This is a genomic window from Lactobacillus sp. ESL0791 (genome assembly GCF_029433255.1).
Classification (GTDB): domain Bacteria; phylum Bacillota; class Bacilli; order Lactobacillales; family Lactobacillaceae; genus Lactobacillus.
In genome coordinates this window covers 1,227,848-1,251,581 of sequence record NZ_JAQTHU010000001.1, presented here as the reverse complement: position 1 = coordinate 1,251,581, position 23,734 = coordinate 1,227,848, and the positions used below count along the sequence as shown (strand labels likewise).

Sequence of the window (23,734 nt, the reverse complement as noted above, 5' to 3'; positions counted from 1 at the left end):
TAAAACCAAGAATTTATCCAAAACCAGAATTAATTTTTAAAAAAGGAGCTAAAAATGATTAAAGAAGCCTGTGTCGGCAGCTACGCCGCACTTGTGCAGAACATTAACGCCGGTGCGGATCGGATTGAACTCAATGATAATTTGGCAGAAGGCGGCACCACGCCGTCCTATGGCACGATTGCGCAATCTGTTTCTTATGCGCATCAATTTAAGGTACCGCTGGTTGTCATGATTAGGCCGCGCGGCGGTGATTTTGTATATTCTAATGACGAAAGTGCAATTATGGCAGCGGATATTAAGACAGTGGCTAAACTGGGCGCAGAAGCCGTTGCTTTTGGCTGTCTGACAGAAGAGGGCTTGCTTGATCAAGTAAAAATGGGAAAGCTAATTACTCTCGCACATTCGTTAAACCTAGAAGTAGTGATGCATATGGCCTTTGATGCCATCACGCAAAATAAACAAAGGGCAGCACTTGATTGGCTAGCCGCTCATCGCGTTATCCGGATTTTAACGCATGGCGGCAGCCTGCAGCAGCCAATCATTGCCAACTTGGCGCACATCAAAGAAATAATTTCTTGGGCCGATGGCAGAATTGTTATTTTACCCGGCGGCGGGATCACCGCCGCTAATTGTGAGCAGGTTGCAAAGAAGCTAAGAGTTAGCCAGGTGCACGGGACCAAAATTGTTCTGTAACGAAAGTACAGCATGTAATGTAAATCACATATAAATATTGCAAAAAGAAACTTATTTTTTAAAATATTGAAAATAATAGCACTTACAGGTATGATAAAGGTAACTAATTTAACATTAATCTTTAATATTTGTGAGGAGAAGAAAATGGCAGAAGAAGAATATCGTGTTGAAAGTGACACAATCGGTCCTGTAAAAATTCCTAAGGATGCACTTTGGGGTCCGCAGACGGAGCGCAGCAGGAATAATTTTCCCAGCGGCGAATTAATGCCCCTGCAGATTGTCCGGGCTTTTTTAAATTTGAAAAAGGCAGCAGCACAAGCAAATGTTGAGGTCGGCGCTGAGCCCGAAGAAAAGGGGACGGCGATTGAAGAAGCAATTGACCAGCTGCTAAAACTAGATGATGCCAATTTGCGCAAGGATTTTCCGCTGCATGTTTTGCAGACCGGGTCAGGCACCCAAAGCAACATGAATGTTAACGAAGTTGTGGCAAATCTGGCCAACAAACTGCACCCGGGGTTAGGTGTCTTGCCTAATGATGATGTCAACCGGGGCCAATCATCTAATGATACTTTCCCGACTGCAATGAATATTGTGGCGGTTGAAGCATTGGATAAGTTGGAGCCAGCGTTAGAGCACCTGATTGATGAATTGAAGGTCAAGCAGGATAAATACTGGAAGACGGTTAAAGTTGGCCGCACGCACCTGCAAGACGCAACCCCGCTTACCTTTGGTCAGGAAGTTTCTGGCTATATCTCTGCCTTAAAGCATGATTTGGCATACATTCAGGAACTGAAGCCGACTCTCTATGAATTGGCGATTGGCGGTACGGCTGTCGGCACCGGCCTGAATGCAGCACCGGGCATGACCGAGAAGATTGCCGGTAAATTGTCTAAAGTTTATGGTCACGAATTTAAGGTTAAAACTAATAAATTCTGGGGCCTTGCACACCACTCCGGACTTGATGTTGTTCATGGCGCTTTGAAGACCTTGGCTGCCGACATGTTTAAGATTGCCCAAGACATCAGGTTCTTGGCGTCGGGACCACGGGCTGGATATGACGAGTTAAATATTCCGGCTAACGAACCAGGATCATCAATTATGCCGGGCAAAGTCAACCCAACCCAGTCTGAGGCCGTCACGATGGCTGCTGCCAAAGTTTTTGGTAATGACACAACGATTACCTTTGCTTCATCCCAAGGAAACTTTGAGATGAATGTTTTCAAGACGGTGATGATTGCCGCATTTTTGGATTCATGTGATATTCTGACAGGCACAATCACCGGTTTTGCCGATAAAATGATTGCCGGCTTGACCGTTAATTCGGACAGGATGGACGATCTGTTGAAAAATTCACTGATGACGGTTACCGCGCTGTCACCGCATATCGGCTACCACGATGCAGCAAAAATCGCCCAAACAGCTGACAAGGAAGGAACAACCCTGAAGGAAGCAGCCTTAAAGAGTGGCAAGGTTACCGAAAAGCAGTATGATAAATGGATGGACTTCATGCAGATGACCAATATTGATAAAACCGAACCGGAAAAATAGAAAATAGGAGAATAAGATAGATGACAAAATTTGTTTTTACCCCGCTGGACAGTTCAAAGTTAGAAGAAAGCTATGACGCAATTATTGTCGGTGCCGGTGGTGCCGGCTTAACTGCTGCTCTGCAAGCACACGAATTGGGGCTGAAAGTTGTCGTTCTCGAAAAGAACGAAACGCTTGGCGGCAATACCAGCCGTGCTTCCTCTGGGATGAATGCTTCTGAAAGTTTGGTGCAGCTGAATGAGGGAATTGTTGACAGCAACCAAAGTTTTTATGAGGAAACGCTCAAGGGCGGCGGCTTGCTGAATGACCGCGACATGCTGAAATATTTTGCTGACCATTCGGCGATTGCTGTCAGTTGGCTGATGGAACACGGGATTGAGCTGACTAATCTGACAATCACCGGTGGAATGAGCAAGAAGCGTGCACACCGCCCAGCTTCGATGGCACCCGTTGGTAATTATCTTGTTACTGGTGCTTTAAAACAGATTCAAAAGGAGAATATCCCTGTTTTCAATAAGGCAAAAGTTGTTAAATTGATTCAGGATGAAACTAAAGCAGTGACCGGCGTTGAAGTTGAAACGTCAGCAGGCACTAAAAGGGTTGCCGCTAAGGCGGTTTTGCTTGCTTCTGGCGGTTTTGGTGCCTCAAAAGAAATCATTAAGAAGTATCGTCCCGATTTGGTTGATTACAAGACTACCAACCAGGCGGGCGCAACCGGTGACGGTCTAAAATTAGCTGAAGCCGTTGACGCCCAGCTGGTTCAGATGAACTTTATCCAGGTTCACCCGACAGCGCAAACCGACACCGATCATGTTTATCTGATTGGCGAAGGTCTGCGCGGTGAAGGAGCAATTTTGGTTAACAAGTCCGGCCAGCGGTTTGTTAACGAACTGACAACCCGGAAGATTGTTTCCGATAAAATTACTTCTTTGAATGAAGATGGTGCTTACCTAATTTTTGACCGGGGAATTCGCGACCACTTTACAGCGGTTGAATTTTATGATCAAGTTGGGCTTGTCGAGCATGGTGCTACTCTCAGTGAGTTAGCTGGTCAAATCGGTGTTCATGCGGCTAACTTGGAGCAAACGGTCGCTAACTGGAACAAGGAAGTAGCGGCTAAGAACGACCAAGACTTTGGCAGAACCACCGGAATGGAACGGGGAATTGCGCAGGGGCCATTCTTTGCGATTCATGTTCACCCGGCAATTCATTACACGATGGGCGGCATCCACATTAATCCGCAGACAGAAGTAATTGACAGCAACGGCAACGTGATTAAGGGCTTATATGCTGCCGGTGAGGTTTCCGGCGGCCTTCACGGCAATAACCGGATCGGCGGTAACTCGATTGCCGAAACAGTTATTTTCGGTCGTCAGGCAGGGATGCAGATGACTAACTTTGTCCGGGCAAATTAATTAAGGGCAATAAAAGTATTAGTAAAGTATTCACATATTGGTAGTGTGAATACTTTTTTATTTATTTTAAAATTATAGCCTTAATTTACAGAAAGATAATTTTATGTACCGATATATTTTTTAAAAAGTAAAATTTAAATTATTTATTTTAAATATTGAAAAATTGTAAGCGGAAAGATATAATAGTTTGTGTAAGGAAGAACAAACTGTTTTCGATTCTTTGAAAGGAAGTTTTGTATGACGAAAAAAGTATTATTGGTTGGCGACGGTTCCGTCGGTTCAACTTTTGCTAATGATCTTTTGCAGAATGCAGAGGTTGATGAATTAGTAATTGCAGATGTTGTTAAAAAACGGCCGGTAGGCGACGCGATGGATCTAGAAGATATCATTCCGTTCACAGGTGAAACCAATATTCACCCCGGTGAATATTCAGACGCCAAGGATGCCGATGTGGTGGTGATTACCGCTGGTATTCCGCGTAAGCCGGGCGAAAGCCGCTTGGATTTAGTCAATAAGAACGTTGGCATTCTGAAAAGCATCGTTCAGCCGGTGGTGGATTCGGGTTTTAATGGTGTATTTGTTGTTTCAGCCAATCCAGTTGATATTTTAACAACCTTGACCCAAAAACTGTCCGGCTTTCCTAAAGAGCGGGTAATCGGTACTGGAACCTCGCTGGATTCAGCGCGTTTACAAGTTGAGCTTGCGAAAAGATTAGCGGTACCGGTTTCTGCTGTTAATTCTCTGGTTTTGGGTGAACACGGTGACACATCATTTGAAAACTTTGATGAAACGCTTATTAATGGCAAGCGGCTCAGTGCATACCCAGAAATGACATCGGCAGTTTTGAATCAGATTGAAGCTGACGTTCGAGCTAAGGGCGGCAAAATCATTGAAAACAAAGGGGCAACTTTTTACGGTGTAGCCATGATGTTAACCCAGATTGTTAGTGCAATTTTGGGTAATCATGCCGTGGTTTTGCCGATATCTGCGCCGATTAATGGTGAATACGGCATCAAGCACGACTTGTACCTAGGAACACCGGCCGTGATTGACGGCAGCGGCGTCAGCCAGGTAATTGAAACTGAACTCTCTGAGGCGGAGAAGGCCAAGATGCTTAACTCCGCTGACAAGATGCAGGAAGTCTTAGCAGGTGTCAATTTAGACTAATTTAAAAGTTAAAAAGGAAGTTTTTATGCATATAGGTAAAAGGATTTTTTTAAAACGTGAATTGCCCGAAGCAGAGATTATTGCAGGTTTTACAAAATTGCCGGCATCAAATGTTGCCGATTGCATGGAAAGAACCAATGCAATGAGTCCGCGCATCAAGTTGATGTCCAGTCCTAAAAAAGAAATGTGTGGCCCAGCGTTTACGGTTCATACACGAGCGGGTGATAATTTAGCAATTTTTGCAGCGCTAAAGTATTGTCAGCCTGGTGATGTGATTGTCGTTAACAATGAGGGTGACAACAGCAGGGCCGTGATTGGTGAGGTCATGATGACTTGGCTGCGTGATCAGCGTCATGCTGCGGGAATTGTGGTTGATGGACCGATGCGGGATATTGATACTTTAAAAGACTGGGAGATGCCGATTTATGCAACGGGAACAACCCCTGACGGGCCATATCGTGAAGGGCCGGGAGAGGTTAATGTTCCAATTTCATGCGGTAATATCAGTGTTAATCCCGGTGACATTATTTTGGGCGACAACGACGGGGTCATTGCCATTCCGCGCAAAGATGCAGCCGACTTATTGCCCAAGGCACAGGCATTTCATGTTAAGGATGATGCCAATGCAGCGGCCTTCAGTAAGGGAACTTCCGATTTATCTTGGTTAGATGAAGCATTAGAAGAGAAAGGATTTAATATTATTGACGATGTTTATCGCCCATGAATAAAGGGTAAATAAAATGAAAACTTTGGAAAAAGTAAATTATAAGGGCTTTATCTGGCCCTTGATCATCGGCATTGTCCTGTGGTGCATCACACCGTTTCGTCCCGCCGGACTTTCCGTCCAGGCGTGGGAAATGTTTGCGATTTTTGTTGCAACGATTGTCGGCTGCATCACGAAACCGCTACCGATTGGCGGGACAACCTTGGTTGGCTTAATTGTGGTCGTTTTGGTTGGCTTGGCACCGATCAAGGATACGGTTGATCCCAAAACCGGTGCGGTGACCAGCACGGGTATTCTGAGCGCATTTAGCAATTCGGCATCATGGCTGATTGCGATGGCTTTCATTATGGCCTATGGCATTAGCAAAACTGGTCTCGGCAACCGGATTGCTTATTGGATGATCAAGCGTTTTGGTAAAAAATCCTTGGGCATCGGCTATGCAATTACTGGTTTGGAATTGGTCTTGGGAGCGCTGATTCCTTCAAACAGTGCCCGGACTGGCGGTGTTGTGTGGCCGGTTACCGAATCAATTTCGGAAAGCTACGGTTCAAAACCTAATGATCCTTCGCGCAAGAAGATTGGAGCATATCTGGACTTCACGGCTTTCCATGCCAATATTCTTTCGACGGCACTGTTTATTACCGGTGCTGCACCAAATATTGTGGCACAGCAGATGGCTGCCCAAAAAGGGTTTACAATGACCTGGGCCCAATGGTTCTTAGCTGCGATCGTTCCGGTTGCGGTAGCGACGTTGATTATTCCAGTCGTTATTTATAAAATTTTTCCACCGGAAATCAAAGAAACGCCAAATGCCAAAAAATGGGCAGATGACAAACTGACGGAAATGGGGCCTGTTTCTAAGCCTGAAAAAATTATGGCGATCGTCTTTGCGCTAGCCATTGTTCTTTGGGTTTTGTCTGGTGTCTTCAAGATTCCGCAATTGGATTCAACTTTTGTTGCATTTTTAGCAGTAACCTTGCTGCTGATTACCGGCGTGCTGACAATGAAAGATGCCTTGAAGCAAACCGGTGCCTGGAATATTTTGATTTGGCTGTCAATTTTAATTTTTATGGCCAGCAAGTTAATTGCCTTCGGCTTTATTGATTGGTTTTCCAAGTCAATTCAATCGGGCTTGCACGGGATCTCATGGGAAATTGTGTTAGCAATCTTAGTATTGCTGATGTTTTACACCCACTACTTCTTTGCCAGCGGAACGGCACACGTAACTGCGCTCTATCTGCCATTCTTGTCGGTTGCAGTTGCAACTGGTGCGCCTCTGGGCTTATCAGCAATGCTGCTGGCCTTCACCGGTGCAATTAATGCTTCGACCACGCACTACGCAAATGGTCCGGCTTCGATTTTAGCAACTACTGGTTATGTCAAGCAGGGCGAATGGTGGCGTTTGAACTTCATCCTGGGTATCATTTACCTCCTAATCTTTGGTATCGTTGGTTCGTTATGGATGAAGCTTATCGGTATGTGGTAAAGAATGTATTTTACGACAAGTGACAATGTTAAGCTCTATTACACAGATACCGCTGAAAAAGATAAGCCGGTTTTGCTGGCAATTCCCGGAATCGGCGGTGCGCTTCACATGTGGGATCAGGCGGTAAAGCTCTTTAAAGCTGATTTTCGAATTATTTTATTTAATCCCAGAAATCAGGGCCGGTCGCAGAGGACATATAAGGGTCAGCGGATAGCGCGGCATGGCGCAGATCTGCACGAACTGCTTTGTTACCTGCATTTAAAAAAGGTTATTGGCATCGGTAATTCAATGGGTGCGGCAATTCTTTGGGCCTATCAATCATTGTTTGGTGCTGAACCGTTTGCCGCAATTATTGATCTTGACCAGCCGCCGAAGATGGTTGCGGAAGACAGCTGGCACTATGGTTTTAAAGATTTAACCTGGGCCAATTACCCTGATTATTTAAAAGTTGCTTCAGGCCCAGCTTTTTATGCGCATATTGATGATGAAATGTTTGCGCAGGCAAAAGAAGAACAGGAAAAGTATCCTTGTTATCCGGCGGATAATTATCAATGCCGTATTAACCATGCGCAGGAAGACTGGCGTGATGTGCTGATGGATTGTCGGTTACCCCAGCTGGTTCTAGCAGGAAAAAATTCGCCCTTCTTTGACTATCACTTTGTAACTGCGGTTAAAAAGCTTAATGAGCAAATTTCAACCGCGGTGATTCCGCATTGCGGTCATTTAATTCAGGCGGAGCAGCCGCAATTAATGTACGACACAGTAATGCGGTTTTTGCGGGAAAATAAGCTTCCGTAGAAATAATTATTTGCTTGCGTGAAGGAAGTGAATTAATGGATAAGGTCGTTGATTTATACTTAAATATTGCTTCGGTAAAAACAAAATGGCAGACTTTTTTGACAGGACTTGGTCTTCATAACTTTAGTGAGCGTGAATTGGCGGTGATTGATCACACTTTAGGTTTGGTTGATGAAACAGGGAAGTTAGTAGGGACAGGCAGTATTGCCGGTAATGTTTTGAAATACATTGGCGTGCAAAATGATGATGCGCATCCCGGTGCCCGCTTTAATCAAATCGTGACGGCACTGCAGCAATATCTTTTTAGCCAGCAAATTTTTCATTGCTTTGTGTTCACAAAAGAAAAATATTCAGCAAGTTTTAGCCACCTGGGCTTTCGTGAGCTGGCACATACTGAAGAAGCAGCCTTTTTAGAAAGCGGCACGCCCGATATTAATGATTATGTTGCTGCGCTGCCGCAAGTACCAGACCAAAAAAATAAAAGGGTAGCGGCAGTTGTAATGAATGCCAATCCCTTTACTTTAGGACACCAGCAGCTGGTTGCCCAAGCAAGCCGTGAGAATGATTTAGTTTATGTTTTCGTAGTTGCAACGGATGCCTCACTGTTTAAAACTTCAGAAAGAATGAAACTGGTTCAAGCAGGTACCGCGGCTTGCAAAAATGTTCAGGTTGTCAGCGGCGGTGATTATCTGGTTTCGAGCGCCACTTTTCCGGCTTATTTTCTGAAATCACCGGATGAACTAATTAAAACCCAGACCGTAATCGATGCCCGTGTTTTTAAAAAATATCTTGTCCCGGCTTTAGCAATTAAAGCGAGATATTTGGGAACGGAACCATTTTCACGGACGACCAACTTTTATAATGAGAGTTTAAAGCAGGAGCTGGAACCTGAGGTTGCTGTTCAAATTATTCCCCGCTATCAGGTTAACGGAAAAGTGATCACGGCAACCAAGGTGCGGCAGGCAATTAAGGATGATAGTTTATCTCAGGTTAAGGAAATGTTGCCAGACTCAACTTGGCAATTTATTGAAGCAAATAAAAAAATTTTACAAGACAGAATTAAGAAAGGAATGAAGATTAATGGAAATTAAAACAACAGGTGTTGCAGGAACACTTGAATCTTCCGATATTCAAATTATGGTTTCCAAGGGAACCAATGGAATACAAATAGATTTAGACTCAGAAGTCGTTAAGGCATATGGCAAGCAAATCAAGAAGGTAATTACTGATACTTTGACAAAGTTTGGCATTACTAACGCCAAGGTTAAGGCAACTGATAAAGGGGCGCTTGACTGCGTGATTGCGGCGCGGACATTGGCTGCAGCCCAAAGGGCTACTGAAACTTCGGATAAACCAGAATTGGAGGTTCTATAGAGAATGACTTACGTAAAAGATCGTTTACGCCGGACAATGATGTTTGTTCCGGGGAATAATCCGGCAATGATTAAGGATGCGGGAATTTATGGTGCCGACTCAATCATGCTTGATTTGGAAGATGCTGTTTCGTTAACGGAAAAAGATGCCGCAAGAATGCTCGTTTATAATGCGATTAAGACAGTCGACTTTGGCGGTGCCGAGATTGTTGTTCGGGTTAACGGTCAGGACACTCCTTTTTATGACGAGGATGTTAAGGCAATGGTCAAGGCTGGTGTCGATGTAATTCGGCTGCCAAAAACTGAATCAGCGGAAATGATTCAAAAATTGGTCAAGGACATGGAAAAAGCCGAAGAAGAATACGGTGTTGAAAAAGGCTCGATCGGTGTGATGGCTGCGATTGAAAGTGCCAAGGGTGTTTTAAATTCACCAACAATTGCCACTTCCACGTCCTTAATGATGGGTTTGGCTGTTTCCGGCGAAGATTACACCGCTGACATGCATACCCACCGCTATCCTGACGGCCGTGAGTTGGAATTTGCGCGCAACATGGTTTTGCAATCAGCGCGTGCAGCCGATGTTTATGCTTTTGATACTGTCTTCTCAAACATGAAAGATACCGAAGGCTTTTACCGTGAGACCAAGTATATCTACGAATTGGGCTATGACGGCAAGTCTTTGGTTAACCCGCGGCAAATTCCGATGGTTAACAAGGTCTTCAACCCAAGTAAAGAAGAAATTGAAAATGCCAAGAATGTTGAGAATGCAATTCGTGAAGCTAAAGCCAAAGGCTCCGGCGTTATTTCAATGAACGGTAAGATGGTTGATAAACCGGTTGTTGCCAAGGCAACGAGAGTGCTTGAAACTGCTAAGGCTTCAAACTTAATTGATGAGGAGGGTAATTACATTGGAGAATAAAGTAAACCGCGAATTACCAGATGAATTAATGGCAAAAATGAATCTTAAGCCGTTTGCATCAGTAGAAATTGGTCATCCTGAAGTGCAGCGGGTGGCACCGAAAGTCCGTGTTACTGCCGGTGAAAACAAGGTAGTTGATTCACTGGAAGAAGTAATTAAAACCAACCTGAAAGACGGCATGACGATCTCTTTCCACCATCATTTTAGGAACGGTGACTTTGCCTTTAACAAGGTAATGGGCCTGATTATTAAAATGGGCTACAAGAACTTGACCTTGGCACCATCATCTTTAACTGGGGTAATGAACGACACAATTATTGAGGCAATCAAGAAGGGTGTTGTTACGAATATTGTTTCCTCAGGAATGCGGGGCTCATTAGGTGATTTTATTTCTCACGGCGGCTTGAAGAATCCGGTAATTTTTCGTTCGCACGGTAACCGTGCCCGGGCAATTGAGGAGGGCGACATTAAAATTGATATTGCTTTCCTAGGTGTGCCAATTTCGGATCCTGCCGGAAACGCAAATGGTCAAGACGGCAATGCCGTGTTTGGTTCCCTGGGTTATGCGTTGATTGATGCCCAATATGCCGACAAGGTAGTGCTTTTGACCGATAATGTTGTTGATTATCCAAATACACCAGCCTCCATTAAACAGGATCAAGTTGATTATGTTGTCAAGGTTGACAAGATTGGTGATCCAGACAAGATTGGTTCAGGGGCAACGCGCTTCACTAAGGACCCAAAGGAATTAAAAATTGCCCAAACGGTCAACCAGGTAATTGTGAACTCGCCATATTATAAGGAAGGCTTTTCTTTCCAAACCGGTTCCGGTGGTGCGGCACTTGCTGTAACCCGGTATCTGCGCCAGTCAATGCTTGACGATGGCATTACCGCTTCGTTTGCTTTAGGCGGAATCACTAAACCGACAACTGACTTGCTTGAAGAAGGATTAGTTAAGAAGATCATGGATGTGCAGGACTTTGATAAGGGTGCTGCTGCTTCAATGGCGCAAAATAAGAATCAACAGGAAATCGACGCTTCATGGTATGCTGATCCCCATAACAAGGGTGCGGTTGTCAATAATCTTGATGTGGCGATTCTGTCTGCCTTACAGATTGATACTGATTTTAACGTTAATGTAATGACCGGTTCCGATGGTGTTATCCGGGGTGCGATTGGTGGTCACCAGGATGCCGCTAATGCCAAAATGACAATTATCACGGCGCCGCTTGTCCGTGGCCGCAACGCAACGGTTGTTCCATCTGTTGAAACAGTTGTTACTCCGGGAGCTTCGATTGATGTCTTGGTCACAGAACGCGGCATTGCCATTAATCCTGCACGTCAGGATTTGCTTGCTGCATTTTCAAAGGTTCCTGGTTTGAAGATTGTTGATATCAAGGACTTGCAAAAGATGGCGCAGGAGCAGGTTGGTGTTCCTGAACCGCTTGAATATACTGACCGGACGGTTGCGTTAATTGAATACCGTGACGGGACGATTATTGACACAATTAAGCAGGTTAAGGACTAGTTACCGATAATTTTTAATCTGACGGTATAAATTGAGCTAGAAAAGAAGTTAATTCTTTGTTTTCTGGCTTTTTGTTTATAATAAAAGTGGTGACGAAAAATGCAGACAATTTTTAATGAAGGAAAGAAGCAGACAATTGCGGATGTGTTGGCGTGCAAAGACAAGCGGGTTGCAACACAACAGGCAATTTTTAAACAATATCCTGAGCAGGTTTTGGTTGATGTGAAAATGAATATTCCGGGGCCAATCAAGAATAATCACTATCTAGCAAGATTGTTTACTAAGGGAATCGGGGACTTAGTAAAAATTTGCCAGCAAAAAAAACTTCATTACCGGCTGCTTAAAGCTAATAATGAAGATTCTGGTTCGGAAAATTTTTACTTATTTAAGGACGATGTTCTTAAAGTTAAACGGGCAATGATTGCCTTTGAGGATAAAAGCAGGCTGGGTCGGATTTTTGATGCCGATGTTTTGCAAAAAAACAGGCGGGGTGCGGTTTCTAGAAGTGAACTAAATTATTCGGTCAGAAAGTGCTTTCTGTGCGATCGCCCGGCAAAGGAGTGTGCGCGTTCACGGCGCCATTCCGTAGCGGAATTGCAAAATTATCTAAGTCAGATGTATAACAAAGAGTTTTAATTATTTTCCGTCTCATTTTTTTGCAGAACCCGCTCGGCAATCCCGCTGTTAGTGACCAAGTGGGTGATCAGTCCGCTTCGCAGGGCACCAAGCAGCGCATCTTCCTTAAAACGATTTTTAACCACTAAGAAACGCTTAGGAATTTTCATCAAGTCATTTAAACTGATGCCGCAGATGTGTTCATCGATTTGCGCAAAGAAATTGCCGTTGATATCAAAAGGACGGCCGAAAATAATTCCGGCAATTTTGCTGCGGTCAATTCCAGCAAATACTTCCTCATTATAATATTTCATAAAAAATTGATCAGACTCAAGTGATTGTGATGTTCCAACATTGGTGAAAATTAAATCGATTTTTTTGTAATAATTTTGCAGATTTTGGTAAAATGGCTCTTCATGAAGTGCCTGAACCAAAGCAGGGTTGGCCGCATAAAGCGGCGCCGGCAAGGTCAAACAGTTGGCGTTAAACTTGTCCGCTGCCCCTTGTACCAAGGGATATTTGTTCTTGTCTGACCTGATTACCTGGCCCAGCGGCTGCACAAAGGTTAAATCTGTGCGGTCTTCTTGGTCAAAGTTATTAATAATATCCTGGACCAAAGTTCCCCAGGTTAACGCAATCGTGTGCGCCGAATTGGCATAGCTTTGCAGTTGTTTGGCCGCAAAACTGACAATTTCTTCGTTATCCTGATTTTTAGTATCCTGATTTTCCAAAATAAAGACATTTTTCAAGTTGAACAGCCGTTTGAAATCACGCTCTAACTGCGCATTTTGCTTTACGCTTTGATAGATATTAATTTTGACAATGCCCTTGTCCTCGGCGAGTTCCAGCGCTTTATCAATTAGGTAGCGCGAAAGGCCAAACTTTTTTCCGATCTCGGCAATGTTTAATTTGCTGAGATAATAATCATGTGCAATATTTGCAAGTTCTTCGTCAGATAGTTGTCTCATTATTATGTCTCCGTTTTGTTGTATTATAGTTTATTATAGGATTAAAATTGCTTTTCGGGAAACAAAAATTTAAATTATTGAACAAAATTAAATTTTGTAAATATTGCTAATAGTTACAACTGATAACTAATCAAGCAGATCACCAAAGGTTGCATCAGTAACTTTTTGCAAGTCGCTGGGCTTTAAAAAAACGCTGCGGCCCACTTTGCCGCTTGAAACACCAATTTCTGTTTCTTTTTCCATGCCTTGATCAAGATAGATAGGAAAATGATGGTTAAAATAGATGCCAATCGGCGTGTTGGCACCGTGAACATAACCCGTTGTCTGTTCCAGCTTTTTCAGGGGCAACATTTCACATTTTTTATTGCCGGAAATTTTAGCTAGTTTTTTCATGCTCAAGTGTTCTGTTACCGGTACGACGCCGACCAAAGGACCGGTTTTATTGCCTTCACAAACCAGTGTCTTGTAGACCAAATGTTCTTTCTCGTCTAAAATAGAGGTATCCATTTGTGCAACCCCGCCGGAATCCTTATGGGTCGTAAATTCAAATTGCCGGTACGAAATATGGTTGCGGTCCAAAATTTTTTCAACCAATGTTTTTTCGATTTTCTTTTTCTTTTTTGTCATTTTAATCACCTAAATAATAATAGCATTACCTTAATGAAAAAGGAGTTTATTTAATAATGAAGTTATTGCTGATAAAAATTGCTACAAGTCATGAAGTTGAGGATGCCCTGACCGTTTTCAGTCAGGACAATTTACATGCTCTGGGTGTTGAAGCCCGTAAGCGTTCGGACTTTGAAAGTGCGGGCTGGGTTCATGACTCAACGATTGTTAAATTAGACGAAATCAAGGACTTGCCGCAAGACATGCAGTTCATTGCCTACTTTGATCAAGAAAAAGACGCCAGTGAATTAATCGTGGCATACAAAAATAAGCTGCGAGAACTGCAGAGTTATGGCCTTAACATTGGTGAAGGCCGAATTACAAGCTCCTATATCGAAGATCAGGATTGGAATACCGTTTGGCAGAAATTTTATCACGTGATTGCTTTTTCGCGCCACCTGGCAATTGTCCCCAAATGGGAAGAATATCAGCCTCCATTTGCGGATCAAAAATTAATTAAACTTGATCCCGGTCTTGCCTTTGGCACCGGTAATCACCAAACGACCCAGCTGGCAATGATGGGCTTGGAGCGGGCACTGGTCAGGCCCTTATCGATTGCCGATGTCGGCACCGGGTCCGGGATTTTAGCAATTACTGCTTCACTATTAGGCGCATCCAAGGTCCTGGCAACCGATATTTCTGATGAAGCTGTTACAGCTGCCGGCGAAAATATTGCTTTGAATAAAATTGACAATATTAAGGTAGAAAAAGCGAGTCTTTTAACCGGGATTGACGGCAAGTTTGATATTATTGTTGCTAATATTTTGGCGGAGATTTTGCTGGAATTAATCCCGCAGCTTGACGAACATCTGAATGACTGCGGCGAAGTTATTTTTTCAGGCATTGATTACCTTCAATTACCAAAAATTAAGAAGGCACTGGCCGCAAATGGTTTTCAAATTAACTTGACAATGCGGCAGGGAAGATGGATTGGTCTTGATATCTCTAGAAAAGAATAATAAAAAGTGTATTATAATTAAAACAAGATAAATTAGAGGGATAGTACATGAGTAAATTTTTACAAAAAATTGAGCATCTGCCAGTAATTGAAAGATTGAACCAGTTTTATGCAATGCCGGTAATTTGGTGGTGTCTATTAGCCGCTGTTTTGCCTTTTTGCTTCAGTTTAGCAATGGTCCCAGTTGTTTTACGGGTTGGTCTGTTATTTATGCTGATTAACCCGTTACTCAGTTACCATATCGGCAAGTTAATCGGCAGGCTGAAACTGCGCCGCTGGTGGGTGCTTTTGCTGCCTGTGCTGTTCTGTTTGGTAGTTTTGCTTCATTTTGCCAAGTATAACCTAATTTTTTGCCTAATTTATCTAATTTTTGAAATATTTGGCTTGATGGACAAGCAAATATATCTGAGCAAGAGGAGCGATTAAAATGTCAAAATATGTCGAAATGACGCACGAACAGGTAATTGCCGCCTGTAAAAAATATATGGATGATGACCAAGTCGCTTTCGTTGAAAAAGCATACAAATTTGCTGCTGCTGCGCATAAAGAGCAAAAACGGGCTTCGGGACAGCCGTACATCGTTCATCCCACACAAGTAGCGGGGACTTTGGCAACCTTGGGACTGGATCCCGATACGGTTGCTGCCGGTTTTTTACATGACACAGTCGAAGACACACCGGTTACCAACGATGATATTAAGGAAAAATTTGGCAAAGATGTTGCCTTCATTGTCGATGGCGTAACCAAGTTAAATAAATACGAATACAAGTCACACCAGGAATTTTTAGCAGAAAATCACCGGAAAATGCTGATCGCGATGGCCAAAGACCTGCGTGTAATCATGGTGAAGCTGGCTGACCGGCTGCATAACATGCATACATTGGAGCATTTGCGCCCTGATAAGCAGCGGCGCATCGCGTCAGAAACAATGGATATTTATGCGCCGCTGGCCGACCGGCTGGGAATTGGGACCGTTAAGTGGGAACTGGAGGATATGAGTTTTCACTACCTGAATCCGGAAGCATATTACCGCATCGTCAATTTGATGGATGTCAAACGGAGCCAACGGGAAAAATTTATTGCCGATGCGATTGAAATTCTAAAACAGAATTTGGATAGCCTCGGCATCAAGTACGAAATTTATGGCCGGCCGAAGCATATTTATTCCATCTATAAAAAAATGGTTAATAAGCATAAGGATTTTGACGAGATTTATGACCTGCTGGCCGTGCGGGTAATTGTCCCGACCGTGCGTGACTGTTATGCGGTTTTGGGGGCGGTTCACACCAAGTGGAAGCCGATGCCTGGCCGTTTTAAGGATTATATTGCTGTTCCCAAGGTTAACGGCTACCAGTCGCTGCACACGACAATTATTGGCCCTGGCGGAAAGCCGCTGGAGATCCAGATTCGAACCCAGCAAATGCATGAAGTGGCCGAATACGGTGTTGCCGCGCACTGGGCCTACAAGCGGGGCAACTTTAACGGTGTTCAGCAAACCAGTTCCAACGAAAAGCTGGACATGGTGCGGGAAATTCTTGAGCTCCAAGATGAAACTAAAGATGCCGACGAATTCATGAAGGGTGTCAAGAGCGATATTTTTTCCGACCGGGTCTACGTTTTTACGCCGAAGGGCGAGGTATATGAACTGCCCAAGGGCTCAGTCACGCTGGATTTCGCCTATTCGATTCATACCCAGGTTGGCAGCCACGCCGTTGGTGCAAAGGTCAATGGCAAGCTAGTGCCGCTTGATTATAAATTAAAAAACGGCGATGTGATTGAGATCATGACCCAATCTAACGCCACGCCGTCGCGTGACTGGATTGATATGGTTCAGACCTCGCGGGCGCGCAATAAAATCCGTCGTTACTTTAGAAATCAAGACCGGGAGCACAGCATTGAGCAGGGCAAGCAGATGATTGCCGACAAACTCAAGGATCAGGGGTTTCTGCCGAAAGACTTCATGGATAAGGATCATGTTGAAAAAATCTTGGACAATTACCATACACCCGATGATCTTTATGCCGCGGTCGGATTCGGCGATCAATCGGCAATCAGCATTGCCAACCGCTTAACCGTGGATATCCGGCGTGAGGATGAAAAGAAGAAGCAGAAGGAATACGAGGAGCAGATCTTAAATTCTGGCCAGCAAGCAGCCACGCCGCAGGCAGCGAAGACTTCCTCGCCGATGAAAATCAAGCACAAAAATGGTGTGATGATTCAGGGCATCAGTGATCTGATGCTCCACTTAGCCAAGTGCTGCAATCCGGTTCCGGGAGATAAGATTGTCGGTTACGTCACCAAGGGACGCGGAGTGACTATTCACCGCAGCGACTGCCGCAATATTGCTCATGCTCCAGACAATCAGGGCCGTTTGATTGACGTTGAATGGGAAAATGTTGAAGAAAATAATGCGCAGGCATTCAATGCCAATATTGAAGTTTTTGGCTACAACCGCAGCAAATTATTGAGCGATGTTCTTAACAAGTTGAATTCATTAACGCCGAATATCAATAATCTTTCTGGGAAGGTTAATGATGAAAATATCGCCCACATTTATGCAACAATTGCGGTCAAAAATTCGGCTGCTTTAGATGATATTCTGAGTAAGCTGCGGGATATTCCGGATGTATACGAAACAAGAAGGGCTGATAATTAATGCGGGTAGTAATTCAGAGGGTGAATCATGCTGAAGTTACCATTGCTGGCAAGAGTGTCGGAAAAATTAACAAGGGCCTCTTACTGTTAGTCGGCATCAAAGAGGGTGATGACCTGGAGCTCGTGCAAAAGGCAGCGGCTAAGATTATGAAAATGCGGATTTTCCAAGATGACGCAGGAAAAACTAACTTGGCTCTGAAAGATGTTGGCGGTGAGATTTTGAGTGTCAGTCAATTTACTTTGCTGGCCAACACGAAGAAGGGCAACCGGCCAAGTTTTGTCGAAGCGATGAAGCCGCCGAAGTCAAAGAAATTGTGGCTGGCCTTCAATAAAGAGTTTGCAGCTAGCGGTTTTCATGTGGAAACCGGCCAGTTTGGTGCGGATATGCAGGTTGATCTTGAAAATGATGGTCCGTTTACCATTGTTTTAGATTCATAAGGCTGTTTTAGTAATATTTTGGTGAAGAGGTTGACTTTGCAGCCTTAAAAATATAAGCTAAAACAAGAATTATCAACGACGAAGATTGAAGTTTAGTCTTGCTTGTTTCAGAGACTGCCGGTTTGGTGAAAAGGCAGAAGCAAGACTAAGCTGTGACTCCTTTAGCAGATAAGAACGCATCGCGAGCGTTAATCGCAGCAGGCAAAAGGTGGTACCGTGCTAAATCTAGCGCCCTTGATTTATTCAAGGACGCTTTTTATTATTTAAAAATTGAGGAAGAGATTAATGAGAGTTCAAAGACCTAAGGGCACTGTCGATATTTTACCCAAGGAATCAGGTTCATGGGAAAAAATAGAGCAAAAAGCGCGTGCTTTTTTCAAGCGGGCAAATTACCGGGAGATTCGCACACCAAGTTTTGAAAATTACGAAATTTTTTCACGGTCAAGTGGTGAAAGTTCTGACGTGGTGGAAAAAGAAATGTACGATTTTAACGACAAAGGCGGCCGGCATATTGCGCTGCGGCCCGAAGGAACGGCTGGCGTGGTCCGTGCTTACGTTGAGGATAAAATATATGGTCCAGATGTTGTCAAGCCCTTTAATGTTTATTACATCGAACCAACCTACCGCTACGAGCGGCCGCAGGCCGGACGGCAGCGTGAGTTTCACCAGATCGGTGTGGAGAGTTTTGGCTCTGAGAATGTATTGGCAGATGTTGAAACGATTATTTTGGGCCATGACCTGCTTGAAGAATTAGGTGTTAAAAATTATGAGTTACACTTGAATACTTTGGGCAACGCACAGGTGCGGCAGGATTATCATGATGCGCTGGTCAATTATTTTACGCCGTTAAAAGAGCAACTCTCAGAAGATTCGCAGAGGCGGCTGCAGATGAACCCGCTGCGAATTTTGGATTCAAAAGATGAACGAGATAAACAGTTTTTACCGGACGCCCCCAAAATTATTGATTATTTGGACGATGAAGCCAAAGCGAATTTTGGGCAAATTACCAAGATGCTTGATCAGTTAGGCGTTAGCTACGTGCTGGATGATGATTTAGTCCGTGGGCTTGATTATTATACGGGAATTATTTTTGAATTTATGGTTGCCGATAAGAGCCTGTGGGAATCGCCGACAACGATCCTTGGCGGCGGCCGCTATGATCATCTGGTTGAAGAATTCACCGGTCCGCACACACCCGCAGTTGGTTTTGGCATTGGTGAGGAACGGTTAATCCTAGTTCTTAAGAAACAGAATCCTGATTTGTTTGTTGATCAGGGAATTGATTTCTTTATTACTAATATTGGCGCGGATACTCAGCTCAAAACGGTTGAAATTGCACGCAGCTTGCGCAAGCAGGGATATAAGGTGCAATATGATGTTGACCAGAAGAAGTTAAAGGCACAATTCAAGAAGGCTGACCGTGTGGGGGCAAAATACGTGATTACCCTGGGAGCTAAGGAACTTGAAAATGGAACGCTGAATATTAAACGGCTTAGTGATGGTAAGACGCTTGCATTGAATTTAGCTGATTTAGCAGACATGCAGGAAGTTATGAAACGGTTAGAGGACTAAAAAATGGAACAGATGGAAAAAAGAACAGACTACTGCGGTAATATTACCGCTGAATATATTGGAAAAAATGTTAACTTGTACGGCTGGGTGCAACGAGTTCGTAATTTAGGAAATTTGCTGTTTATTGATCTGCGTGACCGTGAAGGCCTGGTTCAAGTCGTCGTCAATCATGACTCTGGTGAAAAGTTGATGTCAATCGCTAGTTCTCTTGGCAATGAATATGTGATTCAGGTTAAGGGTAATGTGGTTAAACGGTCAGACGTTAATCCAGAAATGAAAACCGGTGAAGTAGAAGTCGATGCAACGGAAATTGTCGTCTTGAATGCCGCGCAAAATCCGCCTTTTGAAATTAAGGATAATATTGAAGTTAGTGAACAAACGCGGTTAAAATACCGCTATCTTGACTTACGCCGTCCCAGCCTGCAGAAAGCAATTATTTTACGGTCAAAAATTCTCCGTGCAACACATGAATATTTTGATGAACAGGGCTTCATCAACATTGAAACACCAATTATGGGCAAGTCATCTCCGGAGGGTGCACGGGATTATCTTGTGCCGTCACGCATTTATCCGGGCAGCTTTTACGCATTGCCGCAGTCACCGCAGCTGTTTAAACAACTGCTGATGGGGGCTGGTTTTGACAAGTATTATCAATTGGCACGCTGCTTCCGGGATGAAGACTTGCGTGGCGACCGGCAACCGGAATTTACCCAAATTGATATGGAAACCTCTTTTACCGATGAACAGCAGGTTCAGGACTATACTGAAGGTCTGTTGAAGAAAATCATGAAGGATGTGATGGAAATTGATTTGCCGACGCCAATTCCACGCATTTCTTGGGATGACGCAATGAACAAGTACGGCACAGATAAACCTGATACGCGGTATGAGATGTTAATCCATGATCTAAGTTCAATCTTTAAGGACAGTGCTTTTAAGGTCTTTTCCGGTGCAATTGCTAATGGCGGCTTCGTTAAAGGGATTGCGGTCAAGGATGGAGCTGCGGAATATTCGCGTAAGAAGATTGAGAAAAAGCAAGAATACATCAAGCGCTACCACGCAAAGGGTTTAGCTTGGGTTAAATATGAAGATGATGAGTTTTCTGGTCCGATTGCCCGCTTTTTAACAGACGAGAATAAGACTGCTTTAAAACAAGAATTTAAACTTGGAGGCGGAGAATTGGTCGTCTTTGTTGCCGATAAATGGAAAGTTTGTTGCGATTCGCTTGACCATTTACGGCGTGAATTTGCTGCGGAAACAGGCATTATTCCTAAACATGTCTTTGATTTTGTTTGGGTGGTTGATTGGCCACTGTTTGAATATGATGAAGGCTTTGGCCGCTGGATTGCTGCTCATCATCCGTTCACCATGCCGGACGACGAGGGTATTAAGCTGCTAGACACGGATCCGCATAAGGCCCACGCGCGCAGTTATGATATTGTCATGAATGGTGATGAAATGGGCGGCGGGTCGATCAGAATCCATAAACGTTCAATTCAAGAAAAGATGTTTAAGGCACTTGGCTTCACCAAGAAACGCGCTTACGAGCAATTTGGCTACCTCCTTGATGCTCTGGACATGGGCTTTCCGCCGCATGCCGGGCTAGCTATTGGCCTAGATCGTTTTGCTATGATGCTGGCCGAAAAAGACAATATCAGGGATGTTTTGGCATTTCCGAAGAATGCGTCGGCATCTGAACCAATGATGCATGCACCGGCACCGGTTTCTGATCAGCAGTTAGCCGACTTGGGAATCTTGGTTGAAGACCAGTATCATGAGAGTGTCAAGAAAGCGAATGAACGCTTGGAAGCAGAAGCGCAGGAAGATGCTGCCAAGAATGCAACTTGGGATGAGTAAAAAAGCTATACATACTAAAAATTATGTAAAATAAGGAAGCTGAATTATTGTCAGCTTCCTTATTTTTAACATTTACATCATTTATTAATTATTGTATAATCAATGTTCCGATAAAATTGCTGTGAATGTGTGTGGTATTGGTCATGAAAAAATTTAAAAATTTAGTTAATCCATATTTTTCTTTTGTATCTAAAGGGTATCTTATAGTACTAGATGTTTTACTTTTAATTTCTTCATTAGAAGTTGTGGTTAATTCACAATTAATGCGATTAATATCACAAATAGGAAATAATCCAGGGTGGAATTTAATTCTGAAAATCTTGTTTACAGGAATTATTCTTGCTGGAGCAGTTTATACCGCTAATTATTTTAGTGAAAGAATGAAAAATCGTCTAATTCAAAAGCAAATGCAGGAACTAAAAAGACGTTACATTCTAACTTCAATTACTAAAGATAATAAATTGGATAATAATCAAATTAATTCAACTATCCTTAACGAATTTAAATTACTTGAAACAAATTTTTATCAACCATTTTTTAATATTTTATTTAATGCTGCAATGACTGTCTTTTCAACTATTTATATGTTGTCGTTAAACTTTTTGTTAGGATTAATTTTCATTACTTTTTCTGTTCTTACAGTTTTGCCACAAATGTTAATGGGCAAGCAAATTCAAGCTTCTTCAAGAAATTGGTCAGTTGCTAACGAAGGTTTTGTAAGTCGCTTACATGAATTACTAACTGGTCTTACAACTATCCTTTCGTATAATTTTCCATGGTTCACAGGACGTGTTAATCAGTGTCTAGAAAAAGAAGAGAATAGCTATAGACTGATGAATAATAAAATGGTACAAGTACAATGGCTAGCATGGTTACTTTCAATGGTTAGTTATGTTGGACCCGTTTTGCTGGGAATTTTAATGATTAAAACTGGCAGTCCAATTACTGGTGCAGATATAGTTTCGATGTTTCTTGCTAGTGACGGAGTAGTTGGTCCATTTCGAATGATGTTGCAATATCTCTCTACTCTGAGGACTACAACTGAGGTCCGTAATAAAATTAATGCAAAATTGAAAGATTTTAAAGAAAATGATTTTAATTTTGATTCTACACAACAAGATAAAACAGAACCTAAAAAAATAATTTTACACGAAGTTAATAAAAGCTTCTCCAGCAATAAAGAAATTAATATTGGTAATTTAACAATCAATAAAAGTGATCACCTTGTAATAACTGGACGTTCTGGAATTGGTAAATCGACTATGTTGAAGTTGATTTCTGGGCTAATATCGCCAACAAATGGAAAAATTAAAATTGAAAATCAAAAAGATAAATTAATAAATCCGACTCCGGATATGTTTGCAATCATTCCTCAAAGTCCATTTATTATTGAAGGAACAATTTTAGAAAACTTACAGTTTGGTACTGAAGCTTCTGCTGAGTTATGCTTACGTGCATTAACACAAGTTAATTTAACGAAGGAATTAGGTAGCAATCCGTTAAATTATTTTTGCGAGAGCGGTGGCAAAAATTTATCAGGTGGCCAACAACAGCGTTTAGCAATAGCTAGGGCATTGGTCAGCAAAAGTAATTTTATTCTTGCTGATGAGATCACGGCTGCGCTTGATGAAAAAAGTTCTCTTGCAGTTTGGAATGCATTATATAAATTACCAGCCGGCATTGTTGAAATTGCACATCACTATAATGAAGAACTTTTAAATAAGTATCATTTTGTTCATTACAATTTTATTGAAGAGGACAACAAAATTTTGCTAAAGAAAGTTTAAAAAAAATCATAGGCACAAGACCTATGACTTTTTGATTTAAACTAAGATATTTTTTACAATTTTTTCAAGAATTTTAACGCAGCATCATAATCAGGCTCATGTGTCATCTCGTAAACCAATTCCTGATACAAAACTTTACCGTTTGCATCGACAATCCAGACACTTCTTGAATCTAAATTGCCGTCTGCAATGAAGAGGCCCATTTTCTTGCCAAAATCGTAATCTTGATCAGATACCAATTCCATCTTTTTAACGCCTTCGGCTGCACACCAATCTTTTTGTTCAGCAGGCGTGTTAGTGGAAATTGTGTAGAAGTTAATCCCATCATAATTATCAATTTCAGTATTAAAGTGTTTAGTTGAGATACTGCAAACACTGGTATTGATGTTAGGAACAACACTGATTAAGGTTGGTCTGGTAATCAAATCAGTAGAAGTTACCTTGCTGCCGTCGGCTTTGGTGACTGTAAAAGCTGGTAGTTTCTCGCCGACTTTAGGCGGTTGTCCATTAGTTTCCATTGGTGCATCTAATCTGGTAATTTTCATATTTTCAAACCCTTTCAACTTA

At 42.8% G+C, this 23,734-nt stretch carries 22 protein-coding genes; 19 read left to right on the top strand and 3 right to left on the bottom strand.

Going from position 1 to position 23,734, the window contains the following annotated elements; translation table 11 throughout:
- Nucleotides 1-54: 54 nt before the first annotated feature.
- The 12 genes from PT285_RS06230 to citX all read left to right on the top strand — a co-directional run bounded on the left by PT285_RS06230 (nucleotide 55) and on the right by citX (nucleotide 12,287).
- Nucleotides 55-693, top strand: coding sequence for a copper homeostasis protein CutC (locus PT285_RS06230; RefSeq protein WP_277148789.1), 639 nt, complete (start codon nucleotides 55-57; stop codon nucleotides 691-693).
- A 144-nt stretch (nucleotides 694-837) separates the two neighbouring features.
- Complete coding sequence (locus tag PT285_RS06225) at nucleotides 838-2,241, top strand: class II fumarate hydratase (RefSeq protein ID WP_277148787.1); 1,404 nt, start codon at nucleotides 838-840, stop codon at nucleotides 2,239-2,241.
- 20 nt (nucleotides 2,242-2,261) lie between these two features.
- Nucleotides 2,262-3,656, top strand: a complete 1,395-nt coding sequence (locus PT285_RS06220) for a flavocytochrome c (RefSeq protein WP_277148785.1) — start codon at nucleotides 2,262-2,264, stop codon at nucleotides 3,654-3,656.
- A gap of 237 nt (nucleotides 3,657-3,893) precedes the next feature.
- Entirely contained in the window at nucleotides 3,894-4,823 is a 930-nt protein-coding gene (locus PT285_RS06215; RefSeq protein WP_277148784.1) for an L-lactate dehydrogenase, read from the top strand.
- 25 nt (nucleotides 4,824-4,848) lie between these two features.
- A complete protein-coding gene (locus tag PT285_RS06210) occupies nucleotides 4,849-5,547 on the top strand; it encodes an RraA family protein (RefSeq protein ID WP_277148782.1) in 699 nt (232 codons plus the stop codon).
- Between the two features lie 16 nt (nucleotides 5,548-5,563).
- Nucleotides 5,564-7,033 (top strand): DASS family sodium-coupled anion symporter, encoded by a 1,470-nt coding sequence (locus tag PT285_RS06205; RefSeq protein ID WP_277148780.1) that lies wholly within the window; start codon nucleotides 5,564-5,566, stop codon nucleotides 7,031-7,033.
- Nucleotides 7,034-7,036: 3 nt separating this feature from the next.
- Entirely contained in the window at nucleotides 7,037-7,831 is a 795-nt protein-coding gene (locus PT285_RS06200) for an alpha/beta fold hydrolase (protein ID WP_277148778.1), read from the top strand.
- Nucleotides 7,832-7,866: 35 nt separating this feature from the next.
- Complete coding sequence (gene citC, locus PT285_RS06195) at nucleotides 7,867-8,922, top strand: [citrate (pro-3S)-lyase] ligase (RefSeq protein WP_277148776.1); 1,056 nt, start codon at nucleotides 7,867-7,869, stop codon at nucleotides 8,920-8,922.
- Complete coding sequence (gene citD / locus PT285_RS06190; protein ID WP_277148774.1) at nucleotides 8,912-9,205, top strand: citrate lyase acyl carrier protein; 294 nt, start codon at nucleotides 8,912-8,914, stop codon at nucleotides 9,203-9,205. The genes citC and citD overlap by 11 nt, the downstream gene beginning before the upstream one ends.
- A gap of 3 nt (nucleotides 9,206-9,208) precedes the next feature.
- On the top strand, nucleotides 9,209-10,123 hold the full coding sequence (locus PT285_RS06185) for an aldolase/citrate lyase family protein (RefSeq protein ID WP_277148772.1): 915 nt from the start codon (nucleotides 9,209-9,211) through the stop codon (nucleotides 10,121-10,123).
- A complete protein-coding gene (citF, locus tag PT285_RS06180) occupies nucleotides 10,113-11,651 on the top strand; it encodes a citrate lyase subunit alpha (RefSeq protein ID WP_280927942.1) in 1,539 nt (512 codons plus the stop codon). The genes PT285_RS06185 and citF overlap by 11 nt, the downstream gene beginning before the upstream one ends.
- 99 nt (nucleotides 11,652-11,750) lie before the next feature.
- The gene (gene citX, locus PT285_RS06175; protein ID WP_277148768.1) at nucleotides 11,751-12,287 is read left to right on the top strand and encodes a citrate lyase holo-[acyl-carrier protein] synthase; all 537 of its coding nucleotides are present in this window, start codon (nucleotides 11,751-11,753) and stop codon (nucleotides 12,285-12,287) included.
- On the opposite strand, the gene PT285_RS06170 is transcribed toward citX, so the two are convergent.
- Nucleotides 12,284-13,234 (bottom strand): sugar-binding transcriptional regulator, encoded by a 951-nt coding sequence (locus PT285_RS06170; RefSeq protein ID WP_277148766.1) that lies wholly within the window; start codon nucleotides 13,232-13,234, stop codon nucleotides 12,284-12,286. The two genes, citX and PT285_RS06170, sit on opposite strands and share 4 nt — an antisense overlap.
- Nucleotides 13,235-13,360: 126 nt before the next feature.
- A complete protein-coding gene (locus PT285_RS06165) occupies nucleotides 13,361-13,861 on the bottom strand; it encodes an aminoacyl-tRNA deacylase (RefSeq protein WP_277148765.1) in 501 nt (166 codons plus the stop codon).
- 56 nt (nucleotides 13,862-13,917) lie between these two features.
- Between PT285_RS06165 and prmA the strand changes: the two genes are divergently transcribed.
- From prmA to PT285_RS06130, 7 genes are all read left to right on the top strand, one after another.
- Nucleotides 13,918-14,859 carry a 50S ribosomal protein L11 methyltransferase gene (gene prmA / locus PT285_RS06160; protein ID WP_277148763.1) on the top strand — a complete coding sequence of 314 codons (942 nt, stop codon included), beginning with the start codon at nucleotides 13,918-13,920 and terminating at the stop codon, nucleotides 14,857-14,859.
- A gap of 47 nt (nucleotides 14,860-14,906) precedes the next feature.
- Nucleotides 14,907-15,284: a hypothetical protein gene (locus PT285_RS06155; protein ID WP_277148761.1), complete on the top strand. Its 378-nt coding sequence runs from the start codon at nucleotides 14,907-14,909 to the stop codon at nucleotides 15,282-15,284.
- A 1-nt stretch (nucleotide 15,285) separates the two neighbouring features.
- The gene (locus PT285_RS06150) at nucleotides 15,286-17,514 is read left to right on the top strand and encodes a bifunctional (p)ppGpp synthetase/guanosine-3',5'-bis(diphosphate) 3'-pyrophosphohydrolase (protein ID WP_277148759.1); all 2,229 of its coding nucleotides are present in this window, start codon (nucleotides 15,286-15,288) and stop codon (nucleotides 17,512-17,514) included.
- Nucleotides 17,514-17,951 carry a D-aminoacyl-tRNA deacylase gene (gene dtd / locus PT285_RS06145; RefSeq protein WP_277148757.1) on the top strand — a complete coding sequence of 146 codons (438 nt, stop codon included), beginning with the start codon at nucleotides 17,514-17,516 and terminating at the stop codon, nucleotides 17,949-17,951. Before PT285_RS06150 ends, dtd begins: the two co-directional genes overlap by 1 nt.
- A 285-nt stretch (nucleotides 17,952-18,236) precedes the next feature.
- A complete protein-coding gene (gene hisS / locus PT285_RS06140; protein ID WP_277148756.1) occupies nucleotides 18,237-19,523 on the top strand; it encodes a histidine--tRNA ligase in 1,287 nt (428 codons plus the stop codon).
- Nucleotides 19,524-19,526: 3 nt separating this feature from the next.
- Entirely contained in the window at nucleotides 19,527-21,380 is a 1,854-nt protein-coding gene (aspS, locus tag PT285_RS06135; protein WP_277148755.1) for an aspartate--tRNA ligase, read from the top strand.
- Between the two features lie 143 nt (nucleotides 21,381-21,523).
- The gene (locus tag PT285_RS06130) at nucleotides 21,524-23,167 is read left to right on the top strand and encodes an ABC transporter ATP-binding protein (RefSeq protein ID WP_277148754.1); all 1,644 of its coding nucleotides are present in this window, start codon (nucleotides 21,524-21,526) and stop codon (nucleotides 23,165-23,167) included.
- Between the two features lie 53 nt (nucleotides 23,168-23,220).
- Here PT285_RS06130 and tpx read toward each other — a convergent pair whose 3' ends face one another.
- Entirely contained in the window at nucleotides 23,221-23,712 is a 492-nt protein-coding gene (gene tpx / locus PT285_RS06125) for a thiol peroxidase (RefSeq protein ID WP_277148753.1), read from the bottom strand.
- Nucleotides 23,713-23,734: the final 22 nt, after the last annotated feature.